This is a genomic window from Lactobacillus sp. ESL0684 (genome assembly GCF_029392675.1).
In the GTDB taxonomy this organism is placed as follows: domain Bacteria; phylum Bacillota; class Bacilli; order Lactobacillales; family Lactobacillaceae; genus Lactobacillus.
The window spans coordinates 1,196,492-1,211,905 of sequence record NZ_CP113941.1; the positions used below are offsets into that span (position 1 = coordinate 1,196,492).

A 15,414-nucleotide genomic window follows, 5' to 3' on the forward strand; every position below is an offset into this window, starting at 1 on the left:
TTCATTATGCATAATGCAAAACTACCCCAATGCCAAATGCTAAGGCACAAAGTGTAATAATACTTTCCATTAAACGTTCAAGACCCGATAATAAATTACCTTCAAAAATATCACGGACAGCCGTGATCATGGGAATACCAGGAACCGGCGGCATAACCGCCCCAATAATAATATTTTGTACATTGAAACCTAAATGCAACCTTACCCCAATTACGGCACATACCCCAATGCATAGCGCACCAACAAATTCACTAATAAACCGAATTCGGACGTGAGTTGATAGATACAGCGTTACCCAATAGCCTATTGCTGAAGTCATAAAAGCTAAAGGGAAATCGCGCCAATCATAGGTTTGTGTAAAAATATACATAAACAATGCGCCTTCCATTCCAGCAGCTAAAGTCTGTAACCAAATTGGAAATTGTGGACCAGAAGCTTGAACTCCCAATAATTCTCGCTCTAATTGATCTAAACTAATTTTGCCAGCTGTATAATGCCTCGATAATTGATTAACCTTGCTAATACGCGCCATATTAATACTACGTTTTTCAACCTGAACAAATCGACTATAAGAGGTGCGAGGCAAACTAACCAAAACTCCAGTTAAACTGATAAATGCTTCCGGGTTCTCGTTTGTAGCACACTTGATTATTCGCTTGGTAGTATCCTCAACCCGCCAAATTTCTGAACCTGATTCAATCAGCAATTTAGCTGCCAAGACACCTACATTAATTGCTTGTTTTCTTAACATGACACTTCCCACCCTTATAAAGAAAATTCTAACTAAAATTATACTTAACTTCCACCTTATTTAGTTAAAACGAGCAAACTATTTTTGGGCAAAAAAAGACGTTAAGCAGTTTGCCTAACGTCAATTTTAATCCCGAGCTTTACTTACCATAGTTTTGAAAGATTTGCTTATAAATTTCAATAAAATCAAGATACATTTGCTCAGAAACATATTCGTTATCTTGGTGTGGTGTATTGCTACCTGGACCATAGACTAGATAGGCAAAACCGGTCTGGTTATTAATCAAGAATTTTGATGCATCAGTACCTCCTGAGACACCTTCATTTAAGATCATCCCCGGCTCATATGTTTGCCCTAATAAACTCGCTTCTTGCTGCATTGCTTCGAGCTCTGCAGCCGATTGCTTTTGTTGTTGCACATAAGATTTAGCTGCTGCATGAACCACTTGGACTAATTTGGCATTTGGATCGCCAACAATCGGTACAATATTCATCCCAACAGACATTTCAATTTGGCCTTGATGATCAGCATTATATTGCTCAACCACGCTCTGCAATTCAGCAATAATGGTTTCATTGGTTAATTCTGGAATTGTACGAATATTAAGTTCTGCGTTAGCAGTCCCAGGAATGGCATTAACCTGATTACCGCCATGGATAACATCAATATTAAAAACTGTATCACCTAAAACTTCATTATGCTTATCTTCACTAAGCTCATGCATGCGCTGCTTAATTTGATTCAGCAATTCTAACATATTTTCTACGGCATTAATGCCCAGGAATGGCATTGAACTATGTGCAGTCTTACCCTTAGCCAGTAAGTTAATATTAATTTCACCCTTGCTAGCATAAACTGACCGATTATACCCAGATGGTTCGCCAATTAACAAGGCATCTGCGTCGTCAAGATAACCTGCTTGTTGCAATTGCTCTGCTCCCGGCTGACCAACTTCTTCGCCAGCAGTTGCAAGTAAATGAATTGTCCCAGGAATTTCGACTTGCTTTTCTTTAAGTTCAATTAAAGCAATCACCATTGCAGCCAGACCTGCCTTCATATCAGTAGTCCCGCGACCATAAAGTAGATCGCCCTTTTTACTGATCTTGAATGGATCGCTGTTCCACTTATCTTCATTGACATCGACTGTATCCATATGACCAGAAATTACCAAGACTGGCTTACCAGAACCGACTTCAGCTACTAAATTTGCCCGATTAGTTGCACCCTTTAATGGTAAAATCTCGTTCTTGATTCCAGCATTATCTAACAACTTCTTGAGGTAATTGGCAACTGGTAACTCGTCCCCATTAACCGAATGAAGTTCAACCAAGTCTGACAAAATTTGCATTCTTTGTTCTTTTTCCATCTAAATGCCTCCTATATTCGTCTACTAGGCATTATATAGCATATCTTGACTAATGCCAATTTAGTTTCTTTACCAATCGGCTAATTAGTTGGTATAATGACTCATTGAATATGCTAATATATAAAATAAAACTAAGGGGAATTAGATGCGTTCTAATTATATGGACAAAAAAATTGTTAATACTTTCGCTAAATTAACTAGTGTTTACGGTTACAAGGGCACAACTACTAAAAAGATCGCTACTGAAGCTGGGATTAATGAAAGTACTATTTTTCGCCATTTTGCTGATAAAAAGAGTATTTTAAATGCACTAATTGATCAATGTGAAAATGAAATTAATGAATATGAAGTCAATTTTGAATTAAGTGGTGATCCACAAAAGGATATCCAAAATGCCGTTAATCTTTCACAACACTTTTTAGAGAAGCATCGCAGCATTTTCTTTATTTCACTCCACGAAAACCAAGATTATCCAGAATTACTTAATGCCAGTCAAAATATTATCATTATGGAAAAATACCTCTATCGTAAACTATTTCAGGAAATGATAAAGGCTAGCGAAATTCCAGCTGACACTAATGTTAATTTGGAAGTCAGTAACCTGTTATTAATGAATCTAGGTCAAGTTGTCTTTAAATTCGCTTACAGCAAATTACCACAAAACATATCTGATCAGGATTATCTTGATAATAATATTGCAAAATTCGCAGAACATTTAAAATAGATAATAAAAGCAGCTACATCGACTCGGTGTAGCTGCTTTTATCTTACTTATTTAATGCTTGTTCTAGTTTAACTAGATCTGCCATCAATTCCTGTTTAGCCTGTCTGCCCAAAATTTGCTCGGTTTCTTGTTCTGAAGCTATAAAATATTGAGTAACTTGTTCGTCAAGCTGTTCTGCTTTTTGTGTGAGTTCAAGCTCCTTTAGGCGTGCATCCACTGAACTAGTCTTTCTAACAATTAACCCTTTTTGAACCATTAAATTTAGAATATTAGTTGCTGTTGACTTCCTAATATTAAATTCATGTTCGACATCTTTTTGGTAAAGTGGCTTTTTCTGTCTAAAAGAAGCCAAATATTCAATTATTAGCATTTGAGTACCAGTTAAGCCGATACTTTTAGCATAGTGATCAAGATTACGACTATACACATTTTGCAATCTCTGTAACAGCAGACCTAGTCTTCTTTGCATTATTTCTTTACCTCATTAGTAGCGCGATAAAGTAAGTATACACCAATAATAACGAGAATAATTAAAAAGATTAGCCCACTTTGAGCACCACTAATAAACTTAGCGGCAGCATTTGGCGCGTGACTAGCTTGCTCTACTGCTTGAACAATCGCTGAGACAATTGCGGTGCCAACTGCACCAGCAAATTGTTGTGCCATATTAAATAGCCCATTGCCATCAGCATTCTCTTTTTCAGTCAAGGCACCCAAAGAACTAGTCATCGTGTTACCCATCACTAGTCCGATACCAACCATGACAATGCTATAAAATAACATAATTTTGCCCGCTGAAAGATTTGCTGAAAAGCCGCAGAAAAGTAACCCGCCAAGTATTTCTAAGATACCTCCCAGCATAATTGGCTTACGCGCGCCATAATTATCCAATAAACGTCCAGCTATTGGTGAAAGAATTGCACCTAAGAGAGCACCTATCAACATCAATAGACCTGCTGTCAAGGCTGTCTGCTGATTAGCGATTTGCGCATAATTAGGTAAAATAAATGATAGCCCCAAAGTGTTAATTTGAAATAGAAAATACGCACATAGGCCATACGTAAATTTGCTTTGCTTAAACACTTGCAAGTTAATTAAGGGCTTGTCTGCAACAAGAGAATGCTTAATAAAAATAGTCAGTGCAACTATTCCCAAAATTAATGGTATCCAAAAGCTCAGCGGTTTACGCAGAATTGTCGATAAATTGCTAAACGCTAAGATAACCCCAATAAACGTAACTGCAATACTTAGAAAACCAACCCAATCCAAACTTGGCTTTTCTAGGTCATACGGATCTTTGGTAATAAAGATTAAGCCAAGAATTAAAGAAATCACCATGATCGGAATCACTAAAATAAAAATAAACCGCCAGCCTAACTTATTAACTATAAGTCCGCCAAAACTTGGTCCTAAAGCTGGGGCAACAGCTGTAATCATCGTGCCAATTCCCATAATTAACCCAATTTTTTCAAATGGCGTTCTTTCCAGAATTAGATTAAACATCAGTGGAATCGCAATGCCTGCAGCAATTCCCTGTACAACTCGGCCAAGAACTAATAATTCAAAATGATTGGCACTTGCATCAATTATTAATCCTAAAATAAATAGAGTTGCAGCCACAATAAATAATTTACGCGAACTGAAATTCTTCTTCAAATAAACTGACAGTGGCATAACAATCGAGGCAACCAGTAAATAGCCCGTTGTCATCCACTGAACTGTGGCCATATTAACCTGAAATTCATGCATTAACGTTGGAAAAGTCACATTTCCCGCCGTTTCAATTAATACACCACAAAATGACATTAATCCTGCTGCCAGAATAGAACAGATTAACTTTATATCTAACTTCCTTTGCATCTATTTTTCCTCCTATTAGTTAGCTTGCTAACTAAATATCTATACTAGTAGTATGTAAATAAAAATGCAAGTTGTATTCGTTATCAAAATAAAACAGGCTAGTTACACTCATCGTAACTAGCCTGCTTCATCTTAAAATAATTAAGCACGCTTTTTGGTTAACTTCAAACAGATTGGCCAGATAAGACCAGCAACAATTCCGATTAACAAGCCCCACCATAATTGTTGTGAATTGACAAAATTGATTCCATGATACAATTGCTTTTGCAAGACAGTTACTAACTGATTGGCATAAAACTGCAAAAATCCAAAGGAACCAATTGCTGCTAATAAGGTAACTATCGACGCAAAATATCGACCAAACACTGCCAATAGTGCAGCCAAAGTAAAGACCAAGACCATTGCAAAGGCGAAATATTGAAAAACACTAATTACTTGATCAACTTGCTCAGCATTTTCCTTTAATTCATGGTTAAGCTTATGTAGAATCACTTCACTAACAGCTTCTTGTACCTGATTGTTTTCCGGTAAAGCCAAATCATGAGCAGTTAGTTCACCATTTTGTTTATAAGTCACGCCTAAGTCATACAAACTATTGTACGAAAAATCTCGTTGATACTTCTTAGGTAAGGCTTCAAGCACCTTATCCTCTAAGCCAAACTTTTGAGCCAACTCTAAAGAAGCTTTTAATTTTGGATCATTTTCTGCATCAACTGACTTATGTAGCACTTCCTTAGCCATATCACGAGTGTTGGCAACATTTAATTGCAATGGGCTAGTCAAAAGTAGGTAGCCTGACAGACAAATTAAAACTGTAAACACTAATCGCAAAAGAATTGTGCTAATTTTTTTCATTCTAATACCTCCTAGTGTAAATCTTACTCTTTCCCTAACAATCATGTTGCTCGGAAGCTAAGCAATTACAATCAACTCTGTCTGGAGCCTGTTGCTCTTTTTGCGTCAATTGCTTTTCAAGTTTTTCAATATCAGATTTTGACAACGGAACATCCTTAATTAGTTCTAGCAGCATTTGCCCTTTGTGCATATCGCACATATGCCCCATCATCTGGCGAGTTGCCTCAAGCATCATTTGATTTTCACTAACTGTTGCTGAATAAACGAATCTACGACCATCCTTACGTGTCTTTAACAGCCCTTTTTTAACAAGACGACCCATCAAAGTCTTGATGGTTGATTCAGACCAAGCTTTTTTAGTCTGTAATTCTGCAATTACTTGTCCAGTATGAATTTCACCGAGTGTCCAAACAATTCGCATAACTTCCCATTCGGCTTCAGAAATATTATGTACGTTATTTTTTGTAACCATTTACTTAGCCTAACTTCATTTTACTACAGAACGAACTTTTTGAGTGCCTTGGCAATTCCGTTATGGTCGTTATCATCTGTTACATAATCGGCACTATCCTTAATGGCCTCAATTGCATTGCCCATCGCAATTTTCTTAAAATCCGGATTAGCAAACATTGAGACATCATTACCTTGATCGCCAAACACCATTACTTGATTGGGGGCAATTTGTAAACGAGCCGCTAGCTGTAATAAGGCATTGCCTTTAGAAGCATTCTTAAGGTTAAGCTCAATAATTTCAGGAAAACTCCGGACAACATCATACTTTGCAAAAACCCAATCTGGCAGATTTTGCCAGAGCTTATCCATCTCTTGCAAATCATCAATCATCGTTAAGCCAACCTTATTAAATGAAAAATCCTGTGGAATTTCTTCAACCGGTCGAACTTTAATCATGTTATTGGTAGTCGCAGCGTTCAAGGCTAGGCTAGCTGCCAAGTCACGATCACAACACCAAAAACAATCGGGCGTTTCAAAATGAAGATTAACATGAGCCAATCTTTGCAAACGAATCATGTTAGTAAAATCATGATAATTCATCTTCTGATCCATCACAACTTTGCCAGCTAAGTTTTGGATTACGGCACCATTAAATACAATATTGTATTGGTCTGCCTTTCCTGCCAAACTAAGCTGCTCGCTATACCGCATTACACCAGATAACGGTCTGCCAGTAGCCAAAACAACTTTTATGCCCTGCTCATTTGCTTGCTTGAGCAATTTTTCAGTTTCCGGCAAAATCTCATTGTTACTAGTCAACAATGTCCCATCTAAGTCGACTGCAATTAATTTAATCCCCATAGCTTAACCTCCCACTATTTTATTATCAACTCCTTTATTATACAAAAAGTCGCAATTACTTACGACCTTTTTTACTTTTTATTCAACTGTGACACTTTTAGCAAGATTCCTCGGCTGATCAACATTCAGCCCCTTTTCCTTAGCCGCATAATAAGCAAGCAACTGTGTTGGCACCACTGAAATTAATGGCGACAGATAATAATCAATATTGGCTAATACAAGATCATCTTGGGCTTGTGCCAAATCCTGACTCGCAATAGTAATCACTTGAGCTCCTCGAGCGACTACTTCTTGAATATTGCCTCGCATGAGGCCAGCAGTTACTGGATCATTTATCAAAGCTATCACTGGCGTATCATTTTCAATCAGTGAAATTGTCCCATGCTTTAATTCTGCTGCTGCAAAGCCCTCTGTTTGAATATATGAAACTTCTTTTAATTTTAATGCTGCTTCCAAGGCAACTGGATAATCAATTCCGCGTCCAAGATAGAAGGCGTTACGTGATGAAATTAGCTTCGTCTTGGCTAATTGCTTAATTTTCGCTTGATTTGCAATTAGCTGTTCAATTCCTTCAGCCGCTAAAGCCAAGTTAGTCTTTAAATTAAATTGCTTAGCAGTGACTGTTTTCAGCTGTTTCCCAATTGCTTTAGCCAAAATCGCCATAACTGCTATTTGCGCAGTGTAAGCCTTAGTCGAAGCTACCGCTATTTCTGGACCCGCTTCAAGTGAAATTGCATAATTAGCTTCTCGCGCCAGAGTAGATTCCATAACATTAGTTAAAGTTAAACTAGGAATTTTTCGCTTAATTGCTTCCTGCAAGACTACTCGCGAATCGGCAGTTTCCCCAGATTGCGATAAGAAAATAAAAAATGGCTTACGTGATAATAAAGGAAAATGATAGCCAGCTTCCGAAGCATAGCCAACATCGGTCGGGATACCTGTTAAATGTTCGAGCAAGATTTTGCCAACTAGCCCTGCATGATAGCTAGTCCCTGCAGCAAAGATATAAAAGCGATCTGCTTGTGCCATAGTCTTAACAATTTCATCATCTATTCTAGGTTCGCCCGATTTATCAAGATAGTACTGCGTTAAATGTCGCAATACAGCTGGTTGCTCACAAATTTCCTTCATCATGTAAAAATCATAAGTCCCTTTTGAAGCGGCATTAGGATCAATCTCTAATTGGTAAGACTTGCTAATTACCGGTTCTCCAGCAAGAGTTTCCAAGTAATAGCTATCATTGGTAATGTCACCAACTTCACCGTCATGGAGATCAATAAACGTCTTGGTTTGATCTAAAACAGACAATGCATCAGAAGCAATAATATTGAAATTATCTCCAATTCCCAATAGTAATGGTGACTTGTTTTTAGCTAGATAAATATGATCTGGCTTAGTGTTATCAATTAATAAAAAGGCATATGATCCTTTAAGCAGCTTTAAAGTCTTCTTCAGAGCCGCAAAGGCTGACAAGTTAGCTTCACGAGCAAATTTACTGACCAATTGCACTACTACTTCGGTATCCGTATCGGAAACCATAGCTGCTTCTGACAGATATTGGCTTCTTAGTTCTTGATAATTCTCAATCACACCATTATGTACTAAATAAAATCGCTTAGTTTCGTCAAATTGGGGATGGGCATTATTGACTGATGGTTCTCCATGAGTAGCCCAACGAGTATGTCCAATCCCAACTAAGCCTTGTTGATCTGGAGTAAGCTTAGCCTCGAGTTGCTGAATCTTCCCAGTCGCCTTAGCCAGATACTCTTTACCAGCCAAGTCATTGAGATAAATCCCCGCCGAATCATAACCACGATATTCTAAATTAGTTAAGCCACTTAAGATTACTTCTCTGGCCGATTTACCAACAATTCCAACAATTCCGCACATATTTTTCTCCTTTGGTCTAGTAAAAACTTTAAATATGGACTAATCCATTAATTCGTTATAACACATGGAATATTAGACCAATATATTAAATTGGTCAAGCAATATATTATATAATTGGTATAGACTATATGCTGGAAAATTACATACAATGCGATTTGATAAAAAGAAAAAATTTTAAACAAAAAAGCTTCATTGGTAAAAACATAATTTATATCATGTTCAAACACAGTGGAGCTTTTAGATGATTTTGTTAAAAATAAGATTAATGTTCGGAAGACCTAGATAAACTATTTCTTGAAGTTAGCTACCTTAACATAGTGACCATGACCGATTGAATAGTACTTCTTGCCATTAATCTTCTTAGTACCGTAAGTCTTAACCTTTTTGTTCTTCTTTAAGACTTTCTTGTTAGCACGCTTACCCTTCTTGTTATAAACATAAGCATTATGCTTCAAGGTTCTCTTCTTAGCCTTTTTCTTAGATTTTGCTGGAGTAGTTGTTTCGGGCTTTTCTGATTCAGCAGCAGTATTTTCATCCGTAGTTGGCTTGTCAGATGTTGGGGTAGTACCTGGTTCAATAATAGTTGCTCCTGGAGCGGCAGCAGTACCCGGTTTTGTTGTTTGTGCTTTAGTAACCTTTAAAGTTACAGGCACACGTTGATAGCCAAGGTCTTGTGGATATACAGGTGCATTTTCAGAAGTTGTGGCGGATACAACATTAGTAGTAGAATCATCACGAATTACCGAGCCACTGTTATCCACCAATGAATAACTCACTTTAACAACAACTTTGTTGTCGCCTTCTTTTAAGTCAGTAGCAATCAGGGCTTTATTTGTTTCTGCATTTTCCCAAGTATAAGTAATGTGCAACCCTGTAAAGTCATTTTCAGCAACCGAAACATTTACAGCTTTAGCTGCTTGATCAGCAGTTGGCAATTGACCCTTAACAACTGATTGAACTGCACCAACTGAAGCTAGTTTAGTATTCATTAACATATCTTTCGCACTAGCAATTTGACTAGTTCCCGAAGATAGTTGTACCTCATTTAATGGCAAAGTAGCTAAACTAACATCGTTAGCAAACATATAATCAGCATTTCTTACTTGGCTAAAGTCAACATTTCCTAAACCATCAATTGACTTCAAGTTTGGTAAATCAGCAAATTTTTGCACAGAATCTGCTGGTAACACAACATCATTCTTAACTACAATGTGTTCTACTTCTTGACTAACATCAGCATGCTTATCGTCAGCACCTAAAACAACATTTAACTTACCTGATCCTAAAGCATTACCACCAGATTTTGAAGACTTAGTGTTTTCAATTGTAGCAGTTTTAGTTGCAATACTATAAGTTACTTTAGCTTGACCATCATATCTAACGGCTTCTTTCTTAGCTTTATGAGCTTGAGAAGCTTGGGAAGCATTATGAGCATCTTGACCTGCCCCCTTAACTATAGTAGAGGCTGAAACTGCACCGGTGGTTTCAATAACCCCAGCAAAAGCTGAAATTCCTGCAACAGCACCAATCATTAACTTTCGACCTAACTTACTATTTTTTCTGAATTTTTTTTGCAATTTTCTTTGCTTATTAAAACTCATCTATAAATTCCTCCTTAAAATATACACATCACAATTACATTTTTAATTATAATCTTTTTTTTTTTTAATCAAGCAAATTATGTGCTCAAAACACTGTTTTAGCGCGACTTGCACTACAATTTTGTTATATTAAATAACGACATCTTTATGCTTGATTTATGAATATTTAGCATTTATTTCAACAATTAACCATAACTAATTTAGGCATTTTTTGTTATTTTTTATCAACAAAAAAACCCTACCAAAAGTAGGATTTTATCGTTATAAACTTTACTTTATTCGCCCATTTCTGCTTCAACCACGTCAGTTATGCGCTTGACATAGGCAGCAGTCTGTTCTTGCGTTGGGCCTTCCGCCATTACCCGCAATAGCGATTGAGTGCCCGATGGTCTAACCAAAACTCGACCTTCACCGCCCATCTCTTGTTCAACTTCTGCAATTACATCAAGAATTGGTTGGTGTTTGCGCCACGCAGTTTTATCATCGACAGGTACATTAACTAAACATTGCGGATACTCTTTAAAGTCAGCTAATAATTCTGATAGAGATTTACCAGTCTTTTTCATGACTAACATCAAATGCAAGCCTGTCAGCATTCCATCTCCAGTATTGTGGTAATCTGTCATAATAACATGACCAGACTGTTCACCACCTAAATTATAACCATGAGCACGCATTTCTTCAGAAACATAGCGATCACCAACTTGAGTGCGTACATTCTTAATTCCTTGACGCTCTAGGGCTTTAGTAAAGCCAAGATTACTCATTACAGTAGTCACAATAGTATCGTTTTTAAGACGACCACAATCTTTTAAATACGTCCCAATGACATACATAATATGATCGCCATCGACCTCATGACCATTTTCATCAACTGCAATACAGCGGTCGGCATCACCATCAAAAGCTAGACCGAGCTGGGCACCTTGCTTAACCACTTCTGCCTGCAGCTTTTCTGTATGAGTAGCGCCAACTTGATCATTAATATTAAAACCATCAGGATGGGTAGCAATAGTAGTGAAATCGACGCCGCAATCAGCAAATAACCGTGAAATCAAGTTACTGGCAGCACCATTAGCACCATCAATGACTACCTTAATTCCATCAAGATCCTCAGGAATCGTATTTTCAATGAATTGTAAATACTTCGAACTACCTTCATGAAAATCAGTTACAGTGCCCAAGCCTTGAGCTGAAGGCCTAGGTAAAGAGTCAACGGTGGCATCCACTAATTCTTCAATCTCACCTTCTAGTTCATCAGATAGCTTTAGTCCATCACTACCAAAAAACTTAATTCCGTTGTCTTGGACCGGATTATGTGAAGCCGAAATTTGTACACCAGCATCAGCTCCTTGAGCTCTAACCAAATAGGACAACCCAGGTGTGGTAATTACTCCTACTTCTAAAACCTCAATCCCAACGGACAACAGCCCCGAGATCAAGGCATATTCTAGCATTTCACCAGACACCCGAGTATCTCTTGAAACCAAAACCTTGGCTTGCTGATCTTGCTTATTTTTAGTTAAAACATAGCCGCCATCACGACCTAATTTAAACGCCATCTCTGGTGATAAATCTCGATTAGCAACTCCACGCACACCATCAGTGCCAAAATATTTCAACATTAAAAACAACCTTTCCTTAAGTAAAATTTATTTAGCATTATTAGAATTCATCGATTCTTTAACTTTAATTTGAACGCTAATTTGATTAGGTTCAGCTTTAACCACACCATCAGGCAATGGTAATTTAACCTCTTTAGTAGTTGTAGACTGAACATCCTTTAAATCAATCGGCACTTTTAACCGTTTAACTTTTTTCAACGCCTCTTGGCTGCCATATACAGTAACATAATCATTTTTAGCAGTTAATGAATAAACTTTATCCACTTTTTCATGTTGCGGTCGTAAATCTACCTTAACTGCCTTTTTGGCTACTGAAATCGGAATAGTTACCTTAACGGTTGCCGGATCGATGATTACATTAAGCTGACGACCCTGCCTATCTTCAGCAATTAGACTCACCTGCCGCTCATAAGTATGATTAATTTCATTAGGTAAAGTAACCTTAGCTACTACCTGATCAATTTGATCAACTTCACTCCGCGCACCAGTTATCTCAACTTGTTGCGGATAAACGCTCGTTTTGCCTAGCTTATAACCATGGGCCACAGCATCCTTATTATACTCTATTTGTACAGGCTCTGTGACTGATTTTCGTCTTTGAATATTTACATGAACAGATTTAGGATTAATTTTATAGGAAACCTGATTGCTCAGCCCACTAACCCGAACCTTTACTGTATGATCGCCAACACTCTTATGAGTCAAATCAATATATACCCGAAAATTTTGTGTATTAACAGCAGAAGTAACTAATGCGCTAGAGCCCTCAAGCGTAATACTGACCTTAGCAGGATAGCCAACAACATAATAATTATCAGTATTAACAGACACTTGCAGCGGCACCTTAACAGTTTGCTTCTCACTAGCCGTTTGCTTAGTACGTTCTGGCTGTCCCTGGGTCATAAAACCTTCTTGGGTATAATTTGTATAAATTACTAATAAAACTGCAATTAGCAATGACAATAAACTAATAAACCAAGACTTTTTCCAAAAAGCTTTCATCGATCAGCACCCCATTTCCAAACTTTATTGAATAATTTTTGGTACCATTTGGGTGTTGACTTTTCTTCTGGAACTAACTCCGCTTTTAAGTATTTTAAGTAATCCTCTCGACTCATATCTAAATAAAACCGACCGTTACGGGTAATCGTTACTCCACCAGTTTCTTCCGAAACAACAATCGTAATTGCATCAGTAACTTCCGAAATACCAACTGCTGCACGGTGTCTAGTCCCTAGCCGCTTAGGAATCATCGTACTATCAGATAAGGGTAAGTACGCGGCAGCTACAGCTATTTCATGATCTTTGCCAATAATTACAGCACCATCATGCAGCGGTGTATTAGGAATAAAGATATTAATTAATAATTCACCAGTTACCTTAGCGTCAAGCTTGATACCCGTTTCTATATAATCTTCTAAGCCGGTCTCTTGTTGAATAGTAATCAAGGCACCAATCCGCCTTTTAGACATATATTGAATTGACTTGTCAAGCTCATCAATAAAGCGTAATGACTCATCGCGCTCACTGGCCTCATGCCCACCAAAAATCGGTAATCGTCCTAAGTGTTCTAGACCTCGCCGAATTTCTGGCTGAAAAATGATAATAATTCCTAGTACCGACCAAGAAACTACCTGATCAAGTAGCCAAGTAGTCGTATGCAGCTGCAAAACCCCTGCAATTAATCGCACAATAAAAATCAATACGATTCCTTTGGCTAATTGAACTGCCTTCGTCCCTCTAATCAAGACAATTAGGTGATAAACTACAAACCAGATAATTAAAATATCAAGTACAATTGACAAGTTATTCCAAGTTAAAAGATTCGCCACGTTAAAATGCATAAGTTCTCCTCCTTTGCTAGTTTGCAATTTTAATTGCTGGGTTTACCGATGACTCTGACTTCAGTTTGTAAATCTATCCCAAATTTTTGTTTAATCGTCTGTTTAATTAGTTCAATTAACTTAAGATAATCAGTAGCAGTGGCATTACCCTTATTAACAATAAACCCGGCATGTTTTTGCGAAACTTGCGCTCCGCCAATTTGCTTTCCTTGTAATCCGGCCTGAATAATCATCGGACCAACAAAATGACCCACTGGCCGTTTAAAGACACTGCCACAAGACGGATATTCTAATGGCTGCTTATAACGGCGTAATGCGTTAAGATAATTCATTTGAGCTAGGATAGCCGACTTTTTGCCAGGATGCAATTTAAAAGTTGCCGCAATTACGACATCCCCAGTGGTTTGCATAAGTGAATGACGATAGGTAAAGTGAATTTCTTCATTAGAATATTCTTTGATCTCACCAGTTAAAGTTAGCACTTTAGCACTTAATAGTGCCTGGCTAGTTTCGCCGCCATATGCTCCAGCATTCATATAGACCGCACCACCAACACTGCCCGGGATCCCAGCAGCAAATTCTAAGCCGCTAAGACCATGATTAGCAGCCGCAAAAGCCGTATCAATTATTCTCCCGCCAGCTTCAGCAGTGACTGATTGCTTGCTGATCGTTATTTGGTTCATTTTAGTCAAAATCAGCACTAGACCGTCAATTCCGCCATCCCGAATGATTAAATTAGAGGCATTACCTATAACCGTTACGGGAAGCTCATCAAGTTTAGCAGCCTGCAGTAGCTGCTCTAGTTCAGACTGATTTCGTGGAAAAGCTAAATATTCTGCTGGTCCTCCTGTCTTAGTAAACGTATATTTACTAAGTGGAACTTGCTGGTTAATTTCAAGCCCATTCCTTTTTAAGTTAAGTAATTCCAAAGCTAAAACCTCTTTATCTATTCTTTATTTTACCGCATTCACTTACTCGCTTCACACTATGTTATACTAAAAATTAGTTTTAAAGGAGAAAAAATGAATTTTATTGCAATGGACTTCGAAACCGCTAATCGTCATCCAGAAAGCGCGTGTTCGCTAGCACTGGTAATGGTGCGCGATGATCAAATTGTTGATCGTTTTTATACTGTCATCAATCCGCAAATGCCATTTGACGCACGTAACATTCAAATTCATGACATTACCGCTCAAGATGTTCAAGATGCGCCAACTATGGCCGAAGTTTGGCCACAAATTAAGGAACTATTTCAACCAGGTATGCTCGTTTGTGCTCATAATGCACGCTTTGATACCAACGTTATGCGACAGAGTCTTGCTCGCTATGATATTCAAGAACCTCATTATTTAGTCATTGATACTTTAAAGACCAGCAGGTTATTTGAACCAGATTTGCCCAACCATAAACTTGATACTGTATCAAACGCTTTGGCAGTTGAACTCTGGCATCATCACAATGCTCTAAGTGATAGTGAAGCCTGCGGTGGTATTTTAATTGCTCAACACAAGCAATTCGGCGATGAGGCAATCAAAAAGTTGGTTGAACAAGTTTAAATTTGATTCACGAAAAACAGGACTGCAA

Annotated in this window: 15 protein-coding genes; 2 read left to right on the top strand and 13 right to left on the bottom strand. The window is 37.8% G+C overall.

The window, feature by feature from the left end; genetic code table 11:
• Nucleotides 1-4: 4 nt before the first annotated feature.
• Together OZX56_RS05795 and OZX56_RS05800 are read right to left on the bottom strand one after the other, a co-directional pair.
• Nucleotides 5-751, bottom strand: a complete 747-nt coding sequence (locus tag OZX56_RS05795; protein ID WP_277126253.1) for a threonine/serine exporter family protein — start codon at nucleotides 749-751, stop codon at nucleotides 5-7.
• Nucleotides 752-890: 139 nt separating this feature from the next.
• A complete protein-coding gene (locus OZX56_RS05800; RefSeq protein WP_277139237.1) occupies nucleotides 891-2,117 on the bottom strand; it encodes an ArgE/DapE family deacylase in 1,227 nt (408 codons plus the stop codon).
• Nucleotides 2,118-2,262: 145 nt separating this feature from the next.
• Here OZX56_RS05800 and OZX56_RS05805 point away from each other — a divergent pair, with 145 nt between their 5' ends.
• The gene (locus OZX56_RS05805) at nucleotides 2,263-2,841 is read left to right on the top strand and encodes a TetR/AcrR family transcriptional regulator (protein WP_277139238.1); all 579 of its coding nucleotides are present in this window, start codon (nucleotides 2,263-2,265) and stop codon (nucleotides 2,839-2,841) included.
• 43 nt (nucleotides 2,842-2,884) lie between these two features.
• On the opposite strand, the gene OZX56_RS05810 is transcribed toward OZX56_RS05805, so the two are convergent.
• The 11 genes from OZX56_RS05810 to murB all read right to left on the bottom strand — a co-directional run bounded on the left by OZX56_RS05810 (nucleotide 2,885) and on the right by murB (nucleotide 14,759).
• Entirely contained in the window at nucleotides 2,885-3,310 is a 426-nt protein-coding gene (locus tag OZX56_RS05810; RefSeq protein WP_277139239.1) for a MarR family winged helix-turn-helix transcriptional regulator, read from the bottom strand.
• Nucleotides 3,310-4,701: a DHA2 family efflux MFS transporter permease subunit gene (locus OZX56_RS05815; protein ID WP_277139240.1), complete on the bottom strand. Its 1,392-nt coding sequence runs from the start codon at nucleotides 4,699-4,701 to the stop codon at nucleotides 3,310-3,312. Before OZX56_RS05815 ends, OZX56_RS05810 begins: the two co-directional genes overlap by 1 nt.
• Before the next feature lie 141 nt (nucleotides 4,702-4,842).
• Nucleotides 4,843-5,556, bottom strand: coding sequence for a hypothetical protein (locus OZX56_RS05820; RefSeq protein WP_277139241.1), 714 nt, complete (start codon nucleotides 5,554-5,556; stop codon nucleotides 4,843-4,845).
• A 34-nt stretch (nucleotides 5,557-5,590) separates the two neighbouring features.
• On the bottom strand, nucleotides 5,591-6,028 hold the full coding sequence (locus tag OZX56_RS05825; RefSeq protein WP_277139242.1) for a CopY/TcrY family copper transport repressor: 438 nt from the start codon (nucleotides 6,026-6,028) through the stop codon (nucleotides 5,591-5,593).
• Nucleotides 6,029-6,051: 23 nt separating this feature from the next.
• The gene (locus OZX56_RS05830) at nucleotides 6,052-6,870 is read right to left on the bottom strand and encodes a Cof-type HAD-IIB family hydrolase (RefSeq protein ID WP_277139243.1); all 819 of its coding nucleotides are present in this window, start codon (nucleotides 6,868-6,870) and stop codon (nucleotides 6,052-6,054) included.
• 78 nt (nucleotides 6,871-6,948) lie between these two features.
• Complete coding sequence (gene glmS / locus OZX56_RS05835; protein ID WP_277139244.1) at nucleotides 6,949-8,760, bottom strand: glutamine--fructose-6-phosphate transaminase (isomerizing); 1,812 nt, start codon at nucleotides 8,758-8,760, stop codon at nucleotides 6,949-6,951.
• A 287-nt stretch (nucleotides 8,761-9,047) separates the two neighbouring features.
• Complete coding sequence (locus OZX56_RS05840; RefSeq protein ID WP_277139245.1) at nucleotides 9,048-10,361, bottom strand: SLAP domain-containing protein; 1,314 nt, start codon at nucleotides 10,359-10,361, stop codon at nucleotides 9,048-9,050.
• A 275-nt stretch (nucleotides 10,362-10,636) separates the two neighbouring features.
• Nucleotides 10,637-11,986, bottom strand: coding sequence for a phosphoglucosamine mutase (gene glmM, locus OZX56_RS05845; RefSeq protein ID WP_277139246.1), 1,350 nt, complete (start codon nucleotides 11,984-11,986; stop codon nucleotides 10,637-10,639).
• A gap of 27 nt (nucleotides 11,987-12,013) precedes the next feature.
• A complete protein-coding gene (locus OZX56_RS05850) occupies nucleotides 12,014-12,988 on the bottom strand; it encodes a CdaR family protein (protein WP_277139247.1) in 975 nt (324 codons plus the stop codon).
• The gene (gene cdaA, locus OZX56_RS05855) at nucleotides 12,985-13,830 is read right to left on the bottom strand and encodes a diadenylate cyclase CdaA (RefSeq protein ID WP_277126242.1); all 846 of its coding nucleotides are present in this window, start codon (nucleotides 13,828-13,830) and stop codon (nucleotides 12,985-12,987) included. The genes OZX56_RS05850 and cdaA overlap by 4 nt, the downstream gene beginning before the upstream one ends.
• 29 nt (nucleotides 13,831-13,859) lie before the next feature.
• Nucleotides 13,860-14,759 (bottom strand): UDP-N-acetylmuramate dehydrogenase, encoded by a 900-nt coding sequence (gene murB / locus OZX56_RS05860; RefSeq protein ID WP_277139248.1) that lies wholly within the window; start codon nucleotides 14,757-14,759, stop codon nucleotides 13,860-13,862.
• 93 nt (nucleotides 14,760-14,852) lie between these two features.
• Here murB and OZX56_RS05865 point away from each other — a divergent pair, with 93 nt between their 5' ends.
• Entirely contained in the window at nucleotides 14,853-15,386 is a 534-nt protein-coding gene (locus OZX56_RS05865; RefSeq protein ID WP_277139249.1) for a 3'-5' exonuclease, read from the top strand.
• Nucleotides 15,387-15,414: the final 28 nt, after the last annotated feature.